Origin of the sequence: Halioxenophilus aromaticivorans (genome assembly GCF_042850945.1) — a bacterium.
In the GTDB taxonomy this organism is placed as follows: domain Bacteria; phylum Pseudomonadota; class Gammaproteobacteria; order Pseudomonadales; family Cellvibrionaceae; genus Halioxenophilus; species Halioxenophilus aromaticivorans.
In genome coordinates this window covers 3,810,011-3,831,406 of the sequence record NZ_AP031496.1, presented here as the reverse complement: position 1 = coordinate 3,831,406, position 21,396 = coordinate 3,810,011, and the positions used below count along the sequence as shown (strand labels likewise).

The 21,396-nt window shown below is 49.6% G+C and carries 16 protein-coding genes; 10 read left to right on the top strand and 6 right to left on the bottom strand.

The window, feature by feature from the left end:
• Positions 1-101 precede the first annotated feature (101 nt).
• From ACGHM3_RS16425 to ACGHM3_RS16400, 6 genes are all read left to right on the top strand, one after another.
• Positions 102-1,850, top strand: coding sequence for a cyclic peptide export ABC transporter (locus ACGHM3_RS16425; RefSeq protein WP_345425149.1), 1,749 nt, complete (start codon positions 102-104; stop codon positions 1,848-1,850).
• 79 nt (positions 1,851-1,929) lie between these two features.
• The gene (locus tag ACGHM3_RS16420; protein WP_345425144.1) at positions 1,930-3,204 is read left to right on the top strand and encodes an efflux RND transporter periplasmic adaptor subunit; all 1,275 of its coding nucleotides are present in this window, start codon (positions 1,930-1,932) and stop codon (positions 3,202-3,204) included.
• Positions 3,201-6,308, top strand: coding sequence for an efflux RND transporter permease subunit (locus ACGHM3_RS16415; protein WP_345425141.1), 3,108 nt, complete (start codon positions 3,201-3,203; stop codon positions 6,306-6,308). Before ACGHM3_RS16420 ends, ACGHM3_RS16415 begins: the two co-directional genes overlap by 4 nt.
• Before the next feature lie 179 nt (positions 6,309-6,487).
• Positions 6,488-7,183: a response regulator transcription factor gene (locus tag ACGHM3_RS16410; protein ID WP_345425138.1), complete on the top strand. Its 696-nt coding sequence runs from the start codon at positions 6,488-6,490 to the stop codon at positions 7,181-7,183.
• A 110-nt stretch (positions 7,184-7,293) separates the two neighbouring features.
• Positions 7,294-8,466 carry a HAMP domain-containing sensor histidine kinase gene (locus ACGHM3_RS16405; RefSeq protein ID WP_345425135.1) on the top strand — a complete coding sequence of 391 codons (1,173 nt, stop codon included), beginning with the start codon at positions 7,294-7,296 and terminating at the stop codon, positions 8,464-8,466.
• Between the two features lie 211 nt (positions 8,467-8,677).
• Positions 8,678-8,989 (top strand): hypothetical protein, encoded by a 312-nt coding sequence (locus ACGHM3_RS16400; protein WP_345425132.1) that lies wholly within the window; start codon positions 8,678-8,680, stop codon positions 8,987-8,989.
• Between the two features lie 23 nt (positions 8,990-9,012).
• On the opposite strand, the gene ACGHM3_RS16395 is transcribed toward ACGHM3_RS16400, so the two are convergent.
• Positions 9,013-9,471 (bottom strand): hypothetical protein, encoded by a 459-nt coding sequence (locus ACGHM3_RS16395; RefSeq protein ID WP_345425129.1) that lies wholly within the window; start codon positions 9,469-9,471, stop codon positions 9,013-9,015.
• Positions 9,472-9,839: 368 nt separating this feature from the next.
• Between ACGHM3_RS16395 and ACGHM3_RS16390 the strand changes: the two genes are divergently transcribed.
• Positions 9,840-10,484, top strand: a complete 645-nt coding sequence (locus ACGHM3_RS16390) for a hypothetical protein (protein WP_345425126.1) — start codon at positions 9,840-9,842, stop codon at positions 10,482-10,484.
• Between the two features lie 237 nt (positions 10,485-10,721).
• Here the strand turns inward: ACGHM3_RS16390 and ACGHM3_RS16385 are convergent, their stop codons facing one another.
• From ACGHM3_RS16385 to mobA, 5 genes are all read right to left on the bottom strand, one after another.
• On the bottom strand, positions 10,722-11,933 hold the full coding sequence (locus ACGHM3_RS16385; RefSeq protein ID WP_345425123.1) for an alginate export family protein: 1,212 nt from the start codon (positions 11,931-11,933) through the stop codon (positions 10,722-10,724).
• A gap of 160 nt (positions 11,934-12,093) precedes the next feature.
• The gene (locus tag ACGHM3_RS16380) at positions 12,094-12,960 is read right to left on the bottom strand and encodes an ABC transporter ATP-binding protein (RefSeq protein ID WP_345425120.1); all 867 of its coding nucleotides are present in this window, start codon (positions 12,958-12,960) and stop codon (positions 12,094-12,096) included.
• A gap of 28 nt (positions 12,961-12,988) precedes the next feature.
• Complete coding sequence (locus ACGHM3_RS16375) at positions 12,989-14,008, bottom strand: ABC transporter permease (protein WP_345425117.1); 1,020 nt, start codon at positions 14,006-14,008, stop codon at positions 12,989-12,991.
• A 117-nt stretch (positions 14,009-14,125) separates the two neighbouring features.
• A complete protein-coding gene (locus ACGHM3_RS16370) occupies positions 14,126-15,439 on the bottom strand; it encodes a CmpA/NrtA family ABC transporter substrate-binding protein (RefSeq protein WP_390518260.1) in 1,314 nt (437 codons plus the stop codon).
• Between the two features lie 441 nt (positions 15,440-15,880).
• Complete coding sequence (gene mobA, locus ACGHM3_RS16365) at positions 15,881-16,513, bottom strand: molybdenum cofactor guanylyltransferase MobA (protein WP_345425111.1); 633 nt, start codon at positions 16,511-16,513, stop codon at positions 15,881-15,883.
• A 169-nt stretch (positions 16,514-16,682) separates the two neighbouring features.
• Between mobA and pdxH the strand changes: the two genes are divergently transcribed.
• The 3 genes from pdxH (at position 16,683) to ACGHM3_RS16350 (ending at position 21,383) form a co-directional block, all read left to right on the top strand.
• Positions 16,683-17,327 carry a pyridoxamine 5'-phosphate oxidase gene (gene pdxH, locus ACGHM3_RS16360; RefSeq protein WP_345425108.1) on the top strand — a complete coding sequence of 215 codons (645 nt, stop codon included), beginning with the start codon at positions 16,683-16,685 and terminating at the stop codon, positions 17,325-17,327.
• Positions 17,300-17,902, top strand: coding sequence for a DUF1415 domain-containing protein (locus tag ACGHM3_RS16355; RefSeq protein ID WP_345425105.1), 603 nt, complete (start codon positions 17,300-17,302; stop codon positions 17,900-17,902). Before pdxH ends, ACGHM3_RS16355 begins: the two co-directional genes overlap by 28 nt.
• Before the next feature lie 418 nt (positions 17,903-18,320).
• Positions 18,321-21,383 (top strand): TonB-dependent receptor domain-containing protein, encoded by a 3,063-nt coding sequence (locus ACGHM3_RS16350; protein ID WP_345425102.1) that lies wholly within the window; start codon positions 18,321-18,323, stop codon positions 21,381-21,383.
• Positions 21,384-21,396 lie beyond the last annotated feature (13 nt).

Below are 21,396 nucleotides of genomic sequence, written 5' to 3'. Positions count from 1 at the left end.
ACTCATTCTCTTTGCCCTTATCTTGGCCATCGCGCTGAGCAAGTCGGCTGTAGGTTGTGAATGGGTATTACTAAGCCTGTCTGCCCTGTTGAGGCGATCTTATGCTAAAGCAATTGTATTTAAAGTATAAATGGTACCTGTTAATCACTGTACCGATGAGCGTATTGTTGGGAATGACCAGCATGATGGTTGTGGCCATCATCAGTGATGCCATCGGTAATGGTTTGGATGATATGAGCTTCGGAGCCGGCTGGTTCTTTAGTGTCATCAGCGTGTTGTTTGTACTAGGTTTGATTACAGAATTAATTCGCTCCTCGCTCTACGCTAAAGTCATTTTCGATATCCAGGAAGTGATGGTGGGCCGAGTGGCGGCCACTCCCCTAGCGCAATTGGAGTCCCTAGGGTTATCTAAGGTGGTTGCCACACTATCGGAGGATATCGAAAAAGCGGTTAAGTTCTTCCATGTGTTACCGGTGCTATTTATCAATATAGCAATCGTGCTTTGTGGATTGGCCTTTATGGCCTATTTATCGCCCGGTTTGTTCGCAATAGTGTGTGTTGGCATAGTCGTCATAGGCGTGGGTATCACCTTACTGGTGTTAAGTACAAAGCAACAGCGGGTCGAACTGCGTGAGCTAATCGATACCATGATGGGCAACTATCAGTGCTTGGTGTTGGGTGCTAAAGAAATGGCCCTTAGTCAGAACCGCCGACGGGCCTACGGCCAAAGTGTGTTACAGACATTGGCTGGTATGCGAGCTAGAACGCGCAACGTGTTAAGCGTGCTTGCTCTAATGGAGCAGTGGGCGCAGGTGGCGCTCTTCGTCATTTTGGGTGGCATTGTGTTTTTCTCCGCTGCGTATTTTGATCTCACCACTGAAGTGGTCGTGGCCTTTGTGATGACTATGTTATTTATGCTGGAGCCCATAGAAATTATTATCAAAAGTGCAGACGAGATTGTCGAGGCTCAGGTGGCCTTTGAAAAAATCGACAAGCTTAATTTAAAGCCGGCTTTAAATAATCCTTTTGATGATTTAGCAGACGCAAACATCGGTAATAAATTTGCGGTTGACGGCATAAGCAATAATCTGCGTGGCGAGCAAGGTTTGGTGTTAAACAATGTAGGCTATACCTACAGTAAAAAAAATGACAGTGGAGAGCAGACTTTTAGCTTGGGTCCCATTGATGTGGAATTCTGCCCAGGCCAATTAACTTATATCATCGGTGGTAACGGCAGTGGTAAATCCACGCTTATTAAGGTGCTTTCCGGGTTGTATCCGGCCAGCAGTGGTAATATTGCTCTCGGAGGCGTGTCGGTAACCCGCGACAATATTGTCGCCTTCAGAGAACACTTTGCGCTTATAAGCGCGGATTTTTACCTCTATGAACAGGTGGTGGATGCTAAGGGTGATCCTGGGGATATTGCGTTTGTTCAACGTTGGCTGCAACGCTTTGGCCTTGCGCCAAAAATTAAAGTCGACAGCGAATCTCGCCTCAGTCAATTGGATTTAAGCCAGGGGCAGCGTAAGCGTTTGGCGTTGTTGCATGTGTTGTGTGAAGACAAACCCATTATAGTGTTGGACGAATGGGCGGCTGACCAAGACCCGGTGTTTAAACGCGTGTTTTACGAGCAAATTCTGCCAGAACTAAAAGCAAAGGGTAAAGTGCTTATCGTCATTACCCACGATGACAATTACTTTCACCACGCCGATCGCATTCTTAAGTGCGAAGAGGGAAAAATAGTATCGTGGGAAAACGATCAAGCAGACAGCCACCATGGCAGCAACGGGATAGCCAAAAACTTATCGCCTGCCTCTTCAGAAGCTGGGCAGGCTGCTACTGTTATTTGATGTCGCTGCTGCCAAGCCGGCTAGCCTTTGACCACGGTTTGGATGTGGCTGAAAAGTAAAGTTTTAGGGTTGTTTTGTTATGAAGCGATGGACGCGCTACATCAAAAGGTTTGCTGTCACCATTGGCGTGGTGTTGCTTGGCTTTACCGTATTGGTGGTGGTCGACGAGCTGGAAAAACAACAACAGGCCAGTACTACAAACGTGCTTAAAAAGGGCCCGCTCAAAGTTTCCGTGGTTGAGCTCAATCCGGTTGAACACAACGTAGAAATAGAAACCCTGGCGCGTATAGAACCGCTGTACGACAGCGAGCTCAGTAGTTTGGTCGATGGCCGTGTGGCCTCGGTGGAGCCCGCATTTACCGAAGGCAACTTAGTTGATGCCGGCACCGTATTGATCCGCATAGAAGACAGCGAATTGCGGGCTGAGGTGGCCAACGCCAAGTATACGCTTTCGCAAGCAAAGATAGACTTATTAAAAGAGGAGCGAGAGGTTCAGCAAGCGCGGCGTGAGTGGGCTAAGACCAGCAAAAATAAAAAACCTTACTCACCGTTGGTGTTTCGAGAACCGCAACTCAACGCCGCCAAGTTAAACGTCACTGCGGCGCAGCAAAACCTAAAGCGGGCTCAGCGATTACTGTCCTACGCCACCGTCAGAGCCCCCTACAAAGGCACCGTGGTAACGCGGGATATCGACCCCGGCGAAACGGTCAGTGTGGGCCAATTATTGGGCCGCGTTATGTCCGTGGGGCAGTACCAGATTACGGCCCAGTTAACCGAGCGTCAGTGGGCATTGCTGGAAGCTGAGCCCGAGCAGAGTTTAGCCTACGTTGAACTGCCCGGCGCGGAGCAAAAGCTGCCGGCAAAAATCCGCTCTACCGGGCTGTTTGTGGAATCCGACACGCAACTACGCAATGTCTACATCGATGTGGATGTAGAGCAATCACTGGCCGGCGACTCCGTGGTTGCGCAAGCCGACAGTGACGCCAGCCGCCTGTTACCCAACACCCTAACAACCAATCAGTATGCCGTCATGCTGCCCGGCCGTTTGGTTAAGGTGACGTTACCCGGCCGAACGTTGCACAAAGTTTGGCGCCTGCCGGAATCCGCTTTTACCAGAGACTCTCATATCTGGCTAATTGATGACCAGGGCCGCTTGGCCAAGGAGCCGGTAGAGCTCCTCACTGCGGACCACAATGTGTTGGTGATCGATCGTCACTCGCCATTCGATCAGCAAGAGCCCATTCGGGTGGTTCGCTTTCCTCAAGCGAGATTCACCGTGGGCCAGCCGGTGGAAGAGCTGATGCCGAATACCGCTGAAGAAACCTTGGCCGTACAGGGCTCTACCACGCCATGAATGCACTGGTCGGCTTATTTATTCGCAACTCCGTTGCCGCCAACATGCTGATGCTGCTTATTCTCGCGGCTGGTGCGGTGGCGTTGATGGATGTTCGGATTGAGGGCTTTCCAAGGTTGCCGCCGGATACCGTGGAAATCACCGTTGTGCAAGTTGGCGCCAGCGCCCAGCAGATAGAAGAGTCCGTCACACGCAGTTTGGAAGAAGCCCTGGAAGGGCTACCCGGCGCTAAAACGGTGTCCAGTATTTCTGCCCAGGGCTATGCCACGGTTTACGTTCAGCGCCAGGATCACTATGAGCTAGAGCGGCTGATCGAAGACGTAAAGCTGCGTATCGACAACATCACCACCTTGCCAAGTTTGGCCGAGCGGCCGCAGGTGCGGCGGGCGGAGTTCAACTACCCAGCCTTGATCGTACAGGTGTACGGCAACGTTGGCCCCCATGAGCTGCAAAAATCTGCGACGATGTTAAAACAACGCCTGTTAGCGCGACCAGAAATTGCCCAGCTTAACCAATGGGGGTTAAAGCAGCGCGAAATCATCATTGAAATACCGCCAGAGACACTTAAATCCTACCAACTGACCCTGGATGACATCGCTCAGCTGGTACAGCAGAGCTCGTTGGAATACCGTACTGGAGAACTCAAAGGGCAGGCGGGTAGGGTACAGGTTCGCTCCGACAACCTCGCCCGAGATGTGCGGCAACTGGAGGCCATTCCCGTATTCCGGGGCGCCCAAGTCGGCGTCGTTACCTTGGCCGATATCGCAACCATACGAGACGGCTTTGAGGATCAAGAAGTTTTGGTTGAGTTCCAAGGCCAGCAGGCCATCGGCTTTGAGGCTGTCATAGGCAGCGATGGTAATTTATTGGCCCTTAGCCAAGCCGTGGATGACGTTATCGCCCAATCCAGCGATATCCTCAACGGCCACGTTCAGGCCACGGTGTGGGCAAACCAAAGCGGATTTGCGCAGGAGCGAATCTCGATGTTAAGCACCAATGCCTGGCAAGGGCTAATTCTGGTGTTTCTGGTGCTTGCGCTGTTCTTAAATGCCAAGCTCGCTTTCTGGGTGGCCCTGGGCATTCCTGTGGCTTTGGCGGGCACCGTGGCCGTGATGAGCAGCAGCGTTTTTAATTACTCGCTAAACGACATCACCACCTTTGGCATGATTTTAGTGCTCGGTATTTTAGTCGACGATGCCGTGGTGGGCGAGAGTGTTTTTGACGCTCGTGGACGTTTACCCGATCCTATCAAAGGCACAGAGCAGGGCGTGCACCAAGTGATGATGCCAACCCTTTTCGGTGTGCTCACCACCATAGCCGCGTTTTATCCGATGACGGTATTTACCGACCCGTTAGGCCAGGCCTTTGGCAGTTTCGCGGTGGTGGTTATTGTCGCTTTGGTATTTTCGTTAATTGAGAGCAAGTTTATTCTGCCCAGTCATCTTGCCCAATCGTCTATTGGCGATGGCAGCCAATCTCGGTTTGGCTTGGTGCGGCGCTTTGCCGCCCTGCAGCGGGCACTTAACAACGGATTGCAAGGTTTTATTGGTCGGTGCTATCGGCCGGTGCTGGAGTTCTGCCTCGCCCATCGATGGCAGACCATTGCTGTGTTTTTTATCGTCGGCTATTTGGTTTCAAGCCTAGTATCGCTGGGTTTAATACGAGCCACGTTTTTCCCGGACATTCCCGGCAATATCATTACCGTTACCATGGAGACCGACGGCCGCATTCATCACGACCAAACGGTGGCCAACGCCCGCGCTATCGTCGCTGCGGCGGAGCAACTAAACCAACGCTGGGGAGAGGAGTTCTCCTTGGATCGGCCGCCCATTGAAAAACTGATGGTTGCTGTCGTGGGCGCATCGAGTACTGAGATATACGCGGAATTAACCCCACCCAATTCAAGGCCTTTGGCCACGCTTGAAATCGTCGATCAATGGCGGCAGGCAACGGGTGAGCTGGAAGGCGCGGTTAAGCTGGAGTTTTCCGGTGTAATTGACGCAGTAGGAGGGTTCGAATTGGATTTATTCGGTCCCGGCGGTGAAGAACTGTTGCCTGCGGCCACCGCTGTGATTGATCAATTGAATGCAATTCCCGGTGTGGTGAGCGCCTGGAGCAATGTCCAGTCGGGCAAACCCGAGCTGCGTTTAACGCTGAATGAAAATGGTATCGCTTTGGGGTTAGACACGCAGATGTTGACCCGGCAGGTAAGTAACGCCTACGGCGGAGTGGAAATTCAGCGCTTTCAAAGGGGCTCAGACGAAGTCAAAACCTACGCCCGGTTCCCAGAGCAAAATCGCAACACGCTAAACGATTTGTACGAGTTGGAGATACTTCTTCCCAATGATTCGTGGGTACCGCTGCTATCCGTAGCCACGGTGGAGTCGCACTATGTGCCGCATTGGTCTTGGCGCAAGGATTTCCAAGCCGGTGCCAGCATCCAGGCGTCCATTGATAAAAGCGTGACTTCGGCCCCCAAGGTCTATCAAGCGCTGATGAGTAATTTGGAGGAGTGGTCGAAGTCTCACTCCCATATTGTCCTAGAGCCCGCCGGTGAGTTGCAGCAAGAGGACGAAATCAGCGATTCTCTGTGGAAAGCGCTGATTATCTCCTGCCTTTTAATTTATATATTAATGGCTATTCCGCTAAAGTCGTATTGGCAACCGCTTATTATTATGAGTGTGGTGCCCTTTGGTTTTGTGGGGGCGGCCCTTGGTCACGCACTGATCGGCATTCCGCTGAGTTTGTTATCGTTTTTTGGCATGCTGGCTCTCGCAGGTATTGTTGTAAACGATAGCTTGGTTTTAATATCTCGCATTAACCTTGAAAAAAGAGCTGGTAATGAAGCAGCAGTAATGTCCGCGGCCTGTAGTCGATTTCGACCGATCCTTCTAACCACGATCACCACGGTTGTTGGCCTTGCTCCAATAATTTTAGAATCGTCAGAGCAAGCTCAGTATCTGATTCCCGCTGCCGTTTCGCTTGCCTTTGGTGAAGTATTCGCCACCATGATCACCCTAGTATTGGTTCCGATACTGGCCAGTTACGGAACACAACAAATACTGACAAAGCAGGCAAGTCCTTCCCGTAGCGCGCATTCCTAATACAATTCTTCAGTCGAAAACAATCTCGTAAGCTTGTTTAGTTGCTGAAACTTCGGCTTTTGAAATATTTTCGTAGTAAAACTACTGTAAATAAATTTAAAATAAGCAAGCGCTGATGTACGTTTGTTAATTTGTTAACAACTGTGCTTGGTAAATGTCGATTCCAGGGTTGGAGAGAAATGGCAAAACAGTTGATACTGGTAGAAGACGACAAGAGATTGTCAGAGTTAGTAAGCACCTATCTTACAAGCGAAGGCTTCGACGTAACGACATTGTACTCCGGGGATAACGCTGTTAGTGAAATCCTCAGCCGCACTGTAGACCTAGTCATTTTGGATTTAATGTTGCCTGGTATGAGCGGCCTGGAGATTTGCCGCCGACTAAGAACCTCTTTAAATTGCCCAATCGTAATGCTCACCGCACAGGATGACGACTTTACCGAAGTCTCAGCCCTCAATACCGGCGTTGACGACTACATTATTAAGCCGTTCCGGCCTCATATATTGCTCGCTCGAATCAATGTATTGCTGCGTCGATGCAAAGAAATAGCTCTTCCGCCAAGTGATGAATTTCTCATCGCGCAGGATTTGCGAGTTAACGTACTGGATCGCAGCATTACAAAAGCGGGCCAACCGGTTGACGTTACCGATGCCGAGTTCGATCTTTTGGTGTTGTTGATGAAAAACGCCGGTTCTATCGTGGAGCGAGATACGTTATTTAACTCTCTGCGTGGGCTGGATTACAACGGTACAGATCGCTCAGTTGACCAACGAGTAAGTATGCTACGCAGAAAACTGGGTGATCATGGTCAAGCTTCTCAGTATATAAGGACCGTTCGAGGCAAAGGGTACCTTTTCGCACGTAAATTATGCTAAGTCTGTTCGTCCGATTTTTTCTGGTAATTTCGGCTGTAGTGCTGACCAGTATATTCTTAGCTGGAGTACTTTTTTTTGGTGAAGTCAATAAAACAGTAGCGCAAAGCCAAGTGTCTGCGGTAAAAGCGGTGCACGGTTTGTTGCAGCCGCAATTGTGCGAGTCTAACCCTGACGAAATGCCCGAAATATTGGCATCGTTCAAGGTGAATTACGGCTATAAAATTCAGCTCGTAGAAAGATCATTTTTATCAACCGCCCAGCAAGCCGAGTTAAACCGTAACGGCCGATCCATAACCACACAACTTAGCCCATTTGGAAAACGGATTGTTAGTTTCGTTTACCCTAGCCGTTGCATTAATCTTTTCGTTACCTATAAACCGCTTGCCGATATTAGCAGCGATGCTCTGTATTTTGTGTTCTTGTTGGTATTTTTAGTGTTGGGTATTGGGGTAGCGGTATTTTTCGTTGCCTGGCCAATGATTAAGCACACCAACACAATGGTCAGAGCGGCCCACGCTATCGCCAAAGGGGATTTGGGGCGCGAGGTCGCCGAGGATTTGCCGCAGCCCCTGGACCGGTTGGCAGTGTCAATTAATAGAGCGACTCGCACCATCACTCGGCTTATCACCGAGCAAGAGTTACTCACGAGTTCAGCATCCCATGAGTTTCGCACGCCGATTACACGCTTATTTTTGGCTCTGGATATAGCCAAAAAAGAAAGAAATCCGCAGCAATTACACGCCCAATTGTGCGAGATGGAAAGAGATACAGAGCAACTCGAACAATTGGTGACAGAGTTTATGGCCTATTCTAAATTTTGTTATCAATCGGCAGAATTGAAGCGGTCTTTAATCTCGCCTTACACTCTATTGCAGGAGATCTGTCTGCGTTTACGCCCGCTCAAACCGGAGCTGAAAATAAGTTTCGATTGCGTGGGGGATGTTGATTTTTACGGTGAGAAGAAGAGCATTGAACGAGCCTTGGTAAACTTAATATCCAATGGGCAAAAGTATGGTAAGTCACTCGTGTGGATTACCGTAACTGGCGATGAAAATAACGTGTATATTATGGTGTCTGACGACGGCAGTGCCATACCCAAGGAATATCGCGAAAAAGTACTGCAACCGTTTTATCGTATGGACAACACTCAAAGTAGTGAAACCAGTGGTTACGGGTTGGGCTTGGCCATTGTTAATAAAATTGCTTCTATGCATGCTGGGCGTTTAGCGATCAAGGACAACGATATCGGCGGTACGACAGTAAAACTGACGATTCCTCGTTAGGCCTGGATACGGACATGATGAAAAATGCGCTAAAATGTCGTCGTAGTTGAGGTAGGCATTCCGTTCAGCTCTGTCAGGGATTGTTTTTGCGTGATGTGTGTCGCTATCTGTGAGTTAGCCTGCCGTTACTATAGTCCGCAGTATCGCCGTGCATTGCTAATGCTTACCTCGTTGCTGCGTCCCCACCTCCCCATTTCGTTTGGAGCAAAGCATGTTACAACAGAACGTTATCCGGTCATCTCTGCTTGTCGCTTTGGCAGAAACATCAGAATTCGCTCGCGAATATATCCGTGCTGTCAACTCTTCTGAGGGTACTTCTGGCCCCGTACCAGAGAGGCCCACAGCCAACGATGCGCTGATTGATAATCTGTGTTTGGTGGATATAGGGATTAACTCGGTAGATTATTGCGAGATCATTCATACCCTGGCGGAGCAGTTTGATGTGAATGTGGATCTTACGCATTTTGCCAGTCGTTACCGAATTGGTGAAGTGGTGATGGGGTTTCAATCCCAGAATTTGTAAAACCCGTCTCGGATGTGTGGCATTTAGGCTTGCGGACGAGAATTAGCAATCTGGTCCAGCCGGCTGACGACGATCTTCTCTGAATAACCGACCACGATAGACCAGGCGATCATTTTGTAGAAATCCAAATTGCTGGCCAGGCTGATGCCTGAGCGTAGGGAATGTCTCGCCGATTCGAAGGCGGTATCGCTGATGAGAAAGTTCGGAAACAGCGATCCGCCCAGTAATCCCGACATCAAAAACAGCATAAACAGCAGCGCCAATAACCCGCCGATAAAGGGCGCTGCGTAGAGTAGCTCGGGCTTTGAATAGGGTTGTTCTTTTATTAGTGCCAATGCTGCTACTTGTTCTCTAATGACCGAGCCCAACGCACCCAAGACGAAGACTAAGAGCGGAATCGACGCCGTATCGTGGTTATTGGCCCAAATAAAGACCAGTAAACACACAGCGACGACAATCCCAGTCAGCACATTTAAACGCATAGCACCCTACCAAGGCGTTGGTTTTGAGGTTAAGTTTTGGTTACATAGTGTTGCTAATACGGTGTTAATCCCGCACAACCCGTTGACACTCGTTATCCTCCTGTTATCAGGGGTGCGGGCTCTGAAGGGCGTCGTGGCCGTGGGAGGGTCTATTGGCTAATGTCTAGGTGATGCGTGATCGGCCCATTGGCCCATCAGCGTGGATGAACGCTGCGGTGACACCAAGGCAATAGCCAATCACCTTCGTATCCTCCAAGGTAAGCTGAGCCACGGCGACGGCCCAGGGGCCACCCTCTCGCTGTTGATCAGTAGTGCCGGTGACTATTCCAAGCTAACATGGGCCTTTTACACTTAGGGAGCCGCTGGCAGTGTCAAAAGGTGTTTGTATAGCAGTCATTGCCTGCCAATTGTGTTTTGTTGTCTTATCAGGGTTGGCCATGCTGGTCTACCCCGGGGGCGCTGAAGCTTTCCCGAACGCTGATGGCTATCTATTTTCTTACAATTATTTTAGCGATCTGGGCTTGCCCACCACTGCAGCAGGGTTTGACAACCCCATAGCGCCCGGTTTGTTTGCCATTAGCTTGGTAGCCATGGCGGCCAGTATGCTTACCTTTTACAGCTCAATGTTGGCGGGCGGTTGTAAATCCATAAGTGTTTGGGGTTGTGTTGGCGCTGGACTAGTCTCAGCGCTGGGAGTTATCGCCGTGGGCTTTACCCCGTATACCATTTACTTTGATGCTCATTATTGGGCCGTGGCCGCCTGGTTATCGGGTATTTTCTTAGCCACCTTGTGCTTTACGCTTGTGTACCGAGCCCATATCAGGCAGTTGCCTATCCTATGGGGGTTGATGATTATGCTGTTGGTTTTGGCCTACGTGGCCGTCACTTTTTATCCTGTAGGGTGGTTACCGACACAGCGACTGCAAAAGGTTTTAGTGTACAGCATCGTTATCTGGTTTATTGCTGCCAGCCTGTGGCGTTATCGGCGCATACACGGCAACGTTATCGACTAAAGCGTTTATCCTTGGTGAGTGAACTCTGGATAAAAGAGAATTGGAAAAGGGGGGGGAAGTGGAGCGTGAAAAGGCCAGGTAAAAAGGCAAAAGTGAATAGATAGAACAGAGCAACGATCAAAGGGTAGAATATGGGCGCAGTTTTGCTAGCCGTTTTTACGCGCACAAATCGAATAGTAAATACAAAAAACCGCGATGTGACTCGCGGTTTTTTAGTCGGTGATTAAAGCCCCTAAATTAGAAGGACTTGCTTACCCATACCCACAAGCGAGTAGAGTCAACGCTAAAGTCATCGGCACTGTAAAACGCTGCTTTAACGGCGGCGGTATAACCTTTACCAAACTTGCTGGCGTAGGCCACGTCAATTTCAGTACCTAATTCATCCAAGGTTTCCGAGGCATCGTCGGCGTCAAACATATGGTAGGTGGCGGTCAGTTTACCTGGGCCTACCTTGCCGCCAAGAGTTACGTAGGTGTCTACCAAACCAACGGCAGGGGTACCTAGGAATTTATCGGCCCAGCCGTTGAATTTGTGTAAGGTTGCCAGCGGCGTAGAGAAACCATAGTTGCCGTCATCCGAACCCAGCACCTCGTAGCCCAGTTTAGCAGTGACACCAGAGACAGTTAAGCCGCCCTCTAACATTAGGTAGTCAGCTTCAAAGTCGGCAGCGCCGTTGTCAGATTCTTGGGTGGCAAACTCGGCGGCGTATAGGAAGGTTACGCCATCGGCGTCACCTGCTTTACCGCTGAAGCTTAAGCCCATGGTGTCCAAGGTAGCGCCGCTATCATCTACTTCTAGGCCGTAGTAGTAGCCGGTTAATTTGCCCGCGCCAGTATTGTAGCCAACATTCAATAATACGTCTTTTGAGTTGATATCGGCATCTTCTGCGAAAATACGGTTGCGTTGGCCAATGTAGGCGGCAAAAATGCTCAGATCTTCGCTAGGGGTAAAGGTAACGGAAGCCGCATCAAATGTCTGGCGGTCTTGTCGCCAGCCAACGTGGCCGATAAAACGGTGGCCATCCAATGCGATAACCTGACGGCCTACTTTAGCCATAACACCGTCTTTTTTGTACTGAACAAACGCTTGGTCCAGTTCGGTGGTTTGTGGGTCTGCAACAACGCCGTATTCGCCAACGTTGTAGCCTGTGGGCGGTACAGAGTATTCGTCAACGCCTAAAATTGGACGGCTGTCTTCAAATTCTACGGTGGCAGAAAAACTACCCACGCTGCCGGTATTGATGCCTAGGCGAGTACGCAAGGTGAGGGCGCGTCCGTCGTCTATTGCGTTGTCGTCGTCTACGGTCTCGTAACGTAAGTTAAGATCGCCGTAGACTTTAGCGTCGGCAAGCATTTCGGTTAAAAAATCTTCCGCACTGCTAACCGATGCAAACCCTGTGGCAGAAAGAGCGACAGACATTGCTAACAGCGATTGATTGAATTTTTTCATTTATTTAAATCTCCAAGAAAAAATAAAAACCTAAAAGTGTGCTTGTTCTCGTGCAGATTTTTGCTCCCCCAAGCGTGTATGGAGCTACTTTTATTATGGGTTGTTCCGCAACTCAGTTACTGCAAACACTGAGCGGATATTTCACTACAAACAGGAAAAACTACGCCGCTGCGTTGCTGTCTGCGGCTGAATCTGGGGTATCCTCGGTTTCAACCGCCCTCAGTTTTTTTGTATCGGGCACATCTTTTTTGGCGTGTCTTTCGTGTAGGAATTTCAAGACATCCGCGCGGTAATGGTTGTAGGTTGGATCATCTGCCAGTGATAAACGCTCGCGCGGACGCTCTAGGTCAACCTTTAAAATTTCGCCAATGGTTGCCGCTGGGCCGTTGGTCATCATAACGATGCGGTCGGACAGCAGTACAGCTTCGTCAACATCGTGGGTGATCATAATCACCGTGTTGTTTAGTTCAGTCTGAATTTCCATGAGTGAATCTTGCATGTGGGCGCGGGTGAGGGCGTCCAGCGCACCGAAGGGTTCGTCCATCAACAGTACTTTGGGTTGCATGGACAGCGCACGAGCAATGCCCACGCGCTGCTTCATGCCGCCAGAGATTTCGGCAGGACGTTTGTGCATGGCGTGGCCCATATGAACCAGCTCTAAATTGTGTTCGGTCCACTCGTGGCGTTCGGCCTTGCTTTTGTTTTTCATGCATTTGTCTACCGCTAAACGCACATTGTCGTAACAGGAAAGCCACGGAAACAGCGAGTGGTTTTGGAACACAACGGCACGGTCTGGCCCAGGTTGTAACACCTCTTTGCCCTGTAAAATAACGCCGCCTTGGGTGGCGTTATACAGGCCGGCTACAATGTTCAACACCGTGGACTTACCACAGCCGGAGTGGCCAATTAACGAAATAAACTCGCCTTGTGCTATTTTTAAGTTGACGTTATCCAACGCTTTAAAAGGGCCGTTGGGAGTAGGAAATTCTATGGAAACGCCCGAAATATCTAAATAATGTGCGGACATGATTAGCTCCTTAAATATGTTGGCCTAATTAGCGGATTTCTTGTGTTTTGTCGTGCGAAACGGCTTTTTGTAGCGTCAGCATAATGCGGTCGAGAATAAAACCGATGATGCCGATGACAAACACAGCCACTAGTATTCGGCCAAGTGAGTTTGAGCTACCGTTTTGGAACTCATCCCAAACGAACTTTCCTAGGCCAGGGTTTTGCGCCAGCATCTCTGCGGCGATCAGTACCATCCAGCCCACACCAAGGGACAGACGTAAACCGGTAAAAATCATAGGCAGTGCAGCGGGGATCACCACTTTGAAAATTTTGGTAATCCAGTTAAGACGCAGCACGCGGCAGACGTTAATTAGGTCTTTATCCATAGTAGCAACGCCTACGGTGGTGTTGATCAGCGTCGGCCACAGAGAACAAAGCGTTACGGTAAAGGCAGAAATAACAAACGATTTTGCAAACAGTGGGTCGTCGGAAACATACAGCGCACTGACCACCATGGTGACGATAGGCAGCCAGGCCAGCGGAGACACAGGCCTAAAAATTTGGATTAGAGGGTTTAGACCTGCGTAAATAGTGTTATTCAAACCACAGACAATGCCAACGGGGATAGCGATTAACGAGGCTATGATAAAACCAACAAATACGGTGTATAAGCTGGTAAGGATTTGGTCAAAGAAGGTGGGTGCGCCAGTGTAGGGGCGGATGGCTCTAGCTTCTTTGCCTTCAGCAACGCGTTTCGCATTGCGTTCATCCTGGCGTTGGTAGAAAGACGCTTCTCTTTCTCGCGCAGCATTATGCTCTACCACCAGGCCTTGAAATTGTTCCCAGGTTTGCACCGGGCCAGGCAGGTTACCCAAACTTGTCTTTACGTTTTGTGCAGCAACGCTCCACATCAGTAGGAAGATCAGGAAGGCGATCATAGGCACGCCCACAGACGTGGCTAGGTTGGTAAGCTGCTGTTTTGGGTTTTTACCTGCGAGCAGGTTGGCAATAGGTATTAACCAAACTAACCCCGTTAACTCAAAAAATCGAACACTGCGATTTAACATAGTTGGATACCTATTTAGGTAATGAATAAGTGTGTTGCTACAAAATTTTGTTGCTAAAGTTTCGTTGCTAAAGCTTCGTTAAGGGGACGGGACAGCAGGCTGGCCCGTCCCGGCGTGTTACAGTACGGTGTCGCCTTTCAGGCCAATCTCAAATTGCTTGAGGTAGTCATTAGGCTTGTGGCCGTCGTAAGTAATGTTGTCGATAAAGTGAGTCTGTGGCTCGCGGTAACCGTCGGTGCCAAATGGGAAGTCTTTCTTATCCATTTTGCCTTCTTCGATTAACATTTCAGCGGCCTGCATGTAGATCTCTGGTTTGTACACCTTTTTGGCGATCTCCATGTACCAGCTGTCTGGTTTGGGCTCGGCGATTTGGCCCCAGCGACGCATTTGAGTTAAGTACCAAATGGCATCGGAGTAGAACGGGTAGGTCGCGTAGTAACGGAAGAATACGTTGAAATCAGGAACATCACGCTTGTCGCCTTTTTCGTATTCAAAAGTACCGGTCATAGAGTTGGCGATTACGTCGTAGTCGGCGCCCACGTAGTTCGGCTGAGACAAAATCTTAACGGCCGCTGGGCGGTTGGCGTTGTCGTTTTCGTCCAACCATTTGGCCGCACGGATCATCGCTTTAACCACAGCTAGGTGGGTATTTGGATTTTCTTCGGCCCACTTGGAAGAAACACCAAATACTTTTTCTGGGTTGTCTTTCCAAATTTCGTAATCGGTAATGACTGGAACACCAATGCCTTTAAATACGGCCTGTTGGTTCCATGGCTCACCCACGCAGTAGCCATAGATGGTGCCGGCTTCCAGAGTGGATGGCATTTGTGGTGGCGGTGTTACAGAAAGCAAAGCGTCTGCTTGCAAGGTACCAGAAGTATCGCCTTTGTGTGGCGCGTAGTATCCGGGGTGAATGCCACCGGCGGCTAACCAGTAACGCAGCTCATAATTGTGAGTAGAAACCGGGAATACCATACCCATTTTAAAAGGCTTACCTTCTTCTTTATATTTTTCAACAACAGGTTTCAGGTAGTCTGCTTTAATGGGGTGAACAGGCTTGCCATCTTTATCCTTAGGGATATTGGGCTTCATTTCTTCCCAAATTTCATTCGATACAGTGATGCCGTTACCGTTTAAATCCATGCTGAATGCAGTAACAACGTGAGCCTGAGTACCGAAGCCGATGGTGGCGCCCAAGGGCTGGCCGGCCAGCATGTGGGCACCGTCTAACTGCCCATCGATGACGCGATCCAATAACACTTTCCAGTTAGCTTGCGCCTCCAAAGTTACAAAAAGACCTTCGTCTTCGAAGTAACCATTTTCATAGGCCACAGCCAGAGGAGCCATGTCGGTTAATTTAATAAAACCGAATTTTAAATCTTCTTTTTCAACATCCAACTCTTCCGCAAACGCAGGTACTGCAACAGACATGCTTATGCACGCTATGGAAGTACTGATCAGTTTTTTAGGCAGACTGGAGAGTCGTTCCATGAGAGTTTTTGTTTCATTACTTCTACCGCTCATCTAAGGCTCCTTTGGTGACGCTATGTTTGTAATTAAAAATTCTGATGCTTTGCCCTGTAATCGCAAAACCCTTGCCAACGCTGGTAAAAATCACAAAATCAGAAAAAAACACAGTAAAAACAGATGTTTAAATGCTTGCCCCAGAAAGGAGTTAGGCATTTACCCATGTTTAGGGTGGCACCAAAATGGAGTGGTGAAGAATAAAGTGTCTTAAAATGGTGATTTAAGATTCTTCTAAAATGCACCTTTATGGTTCTTTTGTGCATTTTTGTGGTTCGTGTGAGAAGAATCACTGGTCAAAAGAGCAGCAAATTTAGCTTTGGTGGAAGCAAAAAAAATCGTTGGGCTTTATTTTGGTGCTAAGGCCTGGGTTAGGTTATTTAAATCCGATTGAGAATTAACATTTACAAACGGATCAATCTGAGTTGAGCAGAAATTAACCTCTGTAAACCTGCACTGGCTCAGCCACGCTTTCAGGCTGCCTTTTTGCGAGGCGGCTATATGGTCAGCCAAGCGCTGCAGTAGATTGGTGCGCCATAGGCCAATGGTTGGGTGTAGCCTTCCGTTGCTGCTTGCTATCACGCAGTCGTCCTGAGTGAGCAACAGGGTATTGGTTAATTCTTCGACTAAATTTAGGGGCAGTAAGGGGGTATCGCAGGGTACGGTCAATAGTAGCGCGTCGCCTGCCGCCTTATGGGCCCATTCTAGGGCGCTATACAGGCCGCGTAGTGGCCCCGCAATGGCACAATCCAATTCCTCTATGCACGGTAGGCCATATTCGGTTAGCGCGGGGTTTTGGTTGGCGCACACTGCGATGGTTGCAAGACCTTGGGGGGCTAACCGGTCCAAACAGTGTTCTATCAGTGGCTTACCGTTAAGGTCTATCAGGGCTTTGGTTTGGTAGTTAAAGCGCCTGCTTTCGCCTCCGGCTAAGATAGCGCCGACAATAATAGGCTGTGTGGTCGGTTGAGGTTGGAGCATCCTGGTTGGCTTACCATCGTCATGTTTTGAAATGGGATGTCTTAATGGTCGCGCCAGTTGTATCCGATTTGGCGCGGGGAATCTGGTTCATCATGCTATGGCGTATTGGTCTTATTCTACCGGGGCTTTAAACTAGCGCCAATTAACACCGTAACTTGCGAGACCACACATGGCTGACGATCTGCAGTCCCTGCGGCGGGACTATAATCTCGGGCAATTAAAGAAGGAAGATCTTCTCGATAACCCAATTGACCAATTCAATCTCTGGCTGCGCCAAATAGTGGATACCGGTGTGAAGGACCCAACTGCCATGGTACTGGCCACCGTGGACGCCTCTGGCCAACCGTCCCAGCGCATCGTACTGCTTAAGCAACTGGATGACGACGGCTTTGTATTTTACACCAATTACGGCAGTCGCAAGGCTCAGGATATCAGCAGCAACAACAAGGTCAGCTTACATTTTCCTTGGCATTTTCTGGAGCGGCAGGTGAAGGTGTGTGGCGTTGTTGAGAAGGTCAGTGCGACACAATCGCTGGCCTATTTCGCGTCTCGCCCAAAGGAAAGTCAGCTGGCCGCCTGGGCCTCGGCCCAAAGCCAGCCTATCTCGTCGAGGCAATTGCTGATGTCCCAATTTGAAAACATCAAGGCTAAGTTTGCCAAGGGTGAGATACCGCTGCCGGATTTTTGGGGCGGTTACCGGGTTAAACCCAGTGAGATTGAGTTTTGGCAGGGCGGCTCCCATCGCCTACACGACCGCTTTCAATATACCCGCCGAGCGGATGAACGTTGGCAGATCGAACGTTTAGCGCCCTAGGTTTGCCCGTGGTCGACATCACTCCTAACGATAGCGTTGTAGTGGCAGCGGTACAGCAGTGGCTGGATGACGTAGTCATCGGGCTGGGATTGTGCCCCTTTGCGGCGGCTCCCCGGCGCCTGGGCAATATTGGGTTTGAGGTATGCAATGCGCAAGCTGAGCAAGATATTGCTGCCTTTATAGACTCCGAGCTCCAGCGGTTGGTCCATACGCCGGTCCAAAAGCTGGAGACGAGCCTTCTGATCACACCCTATGCCTTCGCCGAATTTGAGGACTACAACCAGTTTTTGTCCGTGGTGGATACGCTCATCGGTTTGGGTGGCTTGTCTGGCCAGGTTCAGGTGGCCAGTTTCCATCCTCGTTACTGTTTTGAAGGCAGTTCACCGCAGGATCAAAGCAACCTCACCAATTGCTCACCGTATCCAATCTTCCATTTAATTAGAGAAGCAAGCCTAACGAGGGTGCTGGCCGGCGTCGCCGACCCAGACGCTATCCCCGAGCGAAATATTCAATTGACCGAATCTCTAGCCGACGGTCAAATCCGGCGCCTATTTCCTTACTGGGTCGCCAAATAAACTTCTAGCCCCGCAAAAAAATCCCTCTGATATACGTTGTATTGCCGCTGAAGGCCCCGTGGTTACTGGGCTGCAGCGGTGTAGCCTAAAGTTCCCATATTGCCTACGAAATAATACGCGCCTGAAACAATAGTGTAATAAAACCCAACTAACCTACCGTCGATTTTGATAAGCGCCAGGCAGTTATTTGGGCTTTAGGCAAGGTTGGATAGCCAGGTATCTGGTTAACAATTACCCGGCCAGCCTATAGCAGCGCAGCTAATGAAGCGTTGCCGAGGCCCTTGCTACCAACAGATGCTGCGTCGATTGCAGCGCAGGTTTGGCGTAAAAAAACAAGCTTTCACCAATACGTATTGTGTGCAGTTGTATCCCGGAATACAGCTGCTGGCAGGTAAACAGAGAATTCAAGGCCGCTGATATGATTTTCAAACCGCGTTCACTAGCATTGGCAATTGCACTGGTATCACAAGGAGCAATGGCCGCCGATACCTTCGTCAACGTTCTCTACGATGACGACCCACTTCAGGGTGTGGACGTAGTAATCGACGGTGAAGTAGTTGGTAAAACAAACCGATTGGGCAGTGCAGAGCACAATATTGATGCCGGCCAACACCAGCTACAACTGCAGCGCTCTGGCGCGACTCTTGGCGATGTATCATTCGATGCTGATTCCCAGGACGACGTTGAGATAAGCATTCGGTTTTCCTCCGAGGCAGACGAGCCGCGTGTCACCATCAAGGCCTACGCACCGGGTGATCTGGCCGAAGGCTTTGTTGGCGGGGTGGTAACCACCCAGGGTGGAGAACCCATCTATGACGCTACGGTTTCTGTAGCGGATGGCCAATACACAGCTAAAACCGACCGTAATGGTGCTTACCAGATAGCCCTGCCTCGTGGTGAATACGCTGTGGAGATTTCCCACCCTGATTTTGAGGTCGTTGACGTTGCCGATGTGCGCGTGCCCGCGGAATTGGGTGTGGTAGTTTCTGCTCGAATGAGGTCTGCAGCGGTGGAGACCTCCATCGGTGGCATCGAGGCACCAACCCTGCAAGCCCCTGCACAGATGGAAGAAGTGGTCATTATGGGCACCTATAACCCATCCGACTCTTCCGCAGGTATTGAGCGCTTTGCCACCAGCGTGGTGGATGCCTTGGATATTGGCCAGTTGGAACGCTTTGGTGATACCAACGTTGCCGCCGCTTTGACCCGTCTAGTGGGTGTTACTCTGGCAGACGACAAGTTTGTGGTTGTGCGCGGCTTAGATGGCCGATACATCTCATCCACACTTAACGGCATTTTGATGCCCAGTACTGACCCGCTGCGCAGGGACGTACAACTGGATTTATTCCCCTCCGATATATTAGGGGGCGTGGAGCTGCAAAAAACCTTCAGCGCCGACCTGCTGGGTACTTCCACCGGCGGTAGCGTACGGATGACTACGCGCGGTATCCCCGATGAGCCGGTCCGTAAAGTGTCAGTATCGGGCGGTTATAACACAGAGGTCACCGGTGAAGATTACGTTACCTATAAAGATAGTAGCACCGACGTTTGGGGCTATGACAGTGGCCTGCGCGAGCTGCCCAGCGGTGTATTAGGTGCGACCAATCAGGCTCAAAACCTAACGATTTGTGAGTTGTCGGTGGACGCCAATATTTGTACGCCACCATTAGAAGCCGCCGCATTGGGTGTCAAATTCCAAGACGATTATAATATTAAGAGTGATTCCGGTGATCCGGACTTCGGCGCTTCATTGGCGTACGGTGATCGATACGCACTGGCTAATGGTGATTTCGGTTTCTACGCTGCCGCGGATTACAGTCACTCTACTAAAAACCGAGCTGATGCCACGCTGAGCGATGCGGTAGGACTGGAAGGTGACTACCAGCGCAGTACTGAAAGTTATAACTTGAGTGGGTATTTAGTTGCAGGTTACGAATACGGTGACGCTAACCTTGTTGAGAGTAAATCCATTTGGTTGCGCAGCACCGATAATACTGTGCGTTTTCAAGAAGCCGTTAACAATCAAGAAGGCATTCAGGAAGACCGCTTTATATTACAGTGGGTAGAGCGAGAGTTTATTTCTCAGCAATTTACCGGTTCTAACTTATTTAATATTGGTGAGGGCCACACTCTAGACTGGAGAATGGGCTATTCTCAAACCAATCGTTACGAGCCAGATCGTCGAGGCTATTCCTACATTAATGGCTTCCTAAGTACTACTTCCCTTGAGCGCCGTTGGGCAGATCTGGCGGAAGACAGCATTGATGTGTCTGTGGACTATTCCATCCCATTTACTTTAAGCGACTCAATTTCCACCATTGTTAAAGTTGGCGGCTTGTACTCAGATAAATCCCGTGAATGGGAAATGTATCGTTTCGGTTTGGGGTTGGGTGACAACGGCGACCAAGTTTCTCTGATGCGAGACGATAATTTAGAGGAGATTTTCTCCTACCAAAACTTCGCACTGGATGTGGTTCGCTTGGCCACCATCACCACGAATACTGACTCTTATAATTCCGACGAGGAAATGGAAGCCGTTTACTTATCAACGGAAACGTTGATTGGTGACAGTTGGACTGTAGTTTTAGGTTTGCGACAAGAAGAATTCAGCCAAGAAATCACTTACCCTAATGCGGCGGGCTCTAATAACTTCCTCGATTCTTCAGAGCTGTTGCCGGCGTTATCGATTAACTACAACGTGACAGAAGAACTGCAAATCCGCGCAGGTTTCAGTAGCACGGTTTCTTACCCAGGAATTATTGAGCGATCTGAATCCGTTATCTTCGACCCTGAAACGGACAAGCCCATTTTCGGTAACCCTGATTTGGTTTCTAGCACAATCGATAACTTTGATATGCGCTTTGAATACTATTTTAACGATCAGGAGAATGTCACCCTGGCGTTGTTCTACAAAGATATTACCGATCCAGTAGAGCGCGCCGTTCCCGATGCGTCCGGTTCTGGTACCGATGGTATTACCTTCCGAAACTCCGAATCAGCCACGCTGCAAGGGGTGGAAATCGACGCCTATAAAACTCTGTTTGAAAATGCCGATTCGCTTTGGTTCTTATCCGGTAACCTGACCTTTATCGAGTCCGAGGTAACACTGGGTGTTAGCAACCTGCGCTTGGAAGGTGAAAACCAACAAGGCCGTGATTTACAAGGCCAGGCGCCTCGTTTGGCTAACTTACAGCTAGGTTTCGACCATTTCGCCACAGAGCAAAAACTGACGCTGCTAGTGAATTACGCTGACGACAAAATATTCCAAGTATCCCGCGGCGCGGCATTCGATCCGATTGTATACAACAGCCGCACACTGGTTGACTTGAACTATGAAAAATTGATCGGCGAATCGTTAACCGTAAAGGCAAAAGTTAAGAATTTACTTAACGAGCCGGTTGAGTGGAGCCGAGGCGGTCGAGTAATTGAGAGCTTTGAAGATGGTATTTCATTCTCTTTGAGCGCGTCCTACGAATTTTAATTTTCCTAAGGAA

Excerpts from the sequence above, each read along its gene's own strand:
- ACGHM3_RS16375 (WP_345425117.1), bottom strand. The coding sequence starts at position 14,008 with ATGTTAAATCGCAGTGTTCGATTTTTTGAGTTAACGGGGTTAGTTTGG.
- ACGHM3_RS16400 (WP_345425132.1), top strand. The coding sequence starts at position 8,678 with ATGTTACAACAGAACGTTATCCGGTCATCTCTGCTTGTCGCTTTGGCA.
- mobA (WP_345425111.1), bottom strand. The coding sequence starts at position 16,513 with ATGCTCCAACCTCAACCGACCACACAGCCTATTATTGTCGGCGCTATC.
- ACGHM3_RS16370 (WP_390518260.1), bottom strand. The coding sequence starts at position 15,439 with ATGTCTGTTGCAGTACCTGCGTTTGCGGAAGAGTTGGATGTTGAAAAA.
- ACGHM3_RS16350 (WP_345425102.1), top strand. The coding sequence starts at position 18,321 with ATGATTTTCAAACCGCGTTCACTAGCATTGGCAATTGCACTGGTATCA.
- ACGHM3_RS16415 (WP_345425141.1), top strand. The coding sequence starts at position 3,201 with ATGAATGCACTGGTCGGCTTATTTATTCGCAACTCCGTTGCCGCCAAC.
- pdxH (WP_345425108.1), top strand. The coding sequence starts at position 16,683 with ATGGCTGACGATCTGCAGTCCCTGCGGCGGGACTATAATCTCGGGCAA.
- ACGHM3_RS16380 (WP_345425120.1), bottom strand. The coding sequence starts at position 12,960 with ATGTCCGCACATTATTTAGATATTTCGGGCGTTTCCATAGAATTTCCT.
- ACGHM3_RS16420 (WP_345425144.1), top strand. The coding sequence starts at position 1,930 with ATGAAGCGATGGACGCGCTACATCAAAAGGTTTGCTGTCACCATTGGC.
- ACGHM3_RS16410 (WP_345425138.1), top strand. The coding sequence starts at position 6,488 with ATGGCAAAACAGTTGATACTGGTAGAAGACGACAAGAGATTGTCAGAG.
- ACGHM3_RS16385 (WP_345425123.1), bottom strand. The coding sequence starts at position 11,933 with ATGAAAAAATTCAATCAATCGCTGTTAGCAATGTCTGTCGCTCTTTCT.
- ACGHM3_RS16395 (WP_345425129.1), bottom strand. The coding sequence starts at position 9,471 with ATGCGTTTAAATGTGCTGACTGGGATTGTCGTCGCTGTGTGTTTACTG.
- ACGHM3_RS16425 (WP_345425149.1), top strand. The coding sequence starts at position 102 with ATGCTAAAGCAATTGTATTTAAAGTATAAATGGTACCTGTTAATCACT.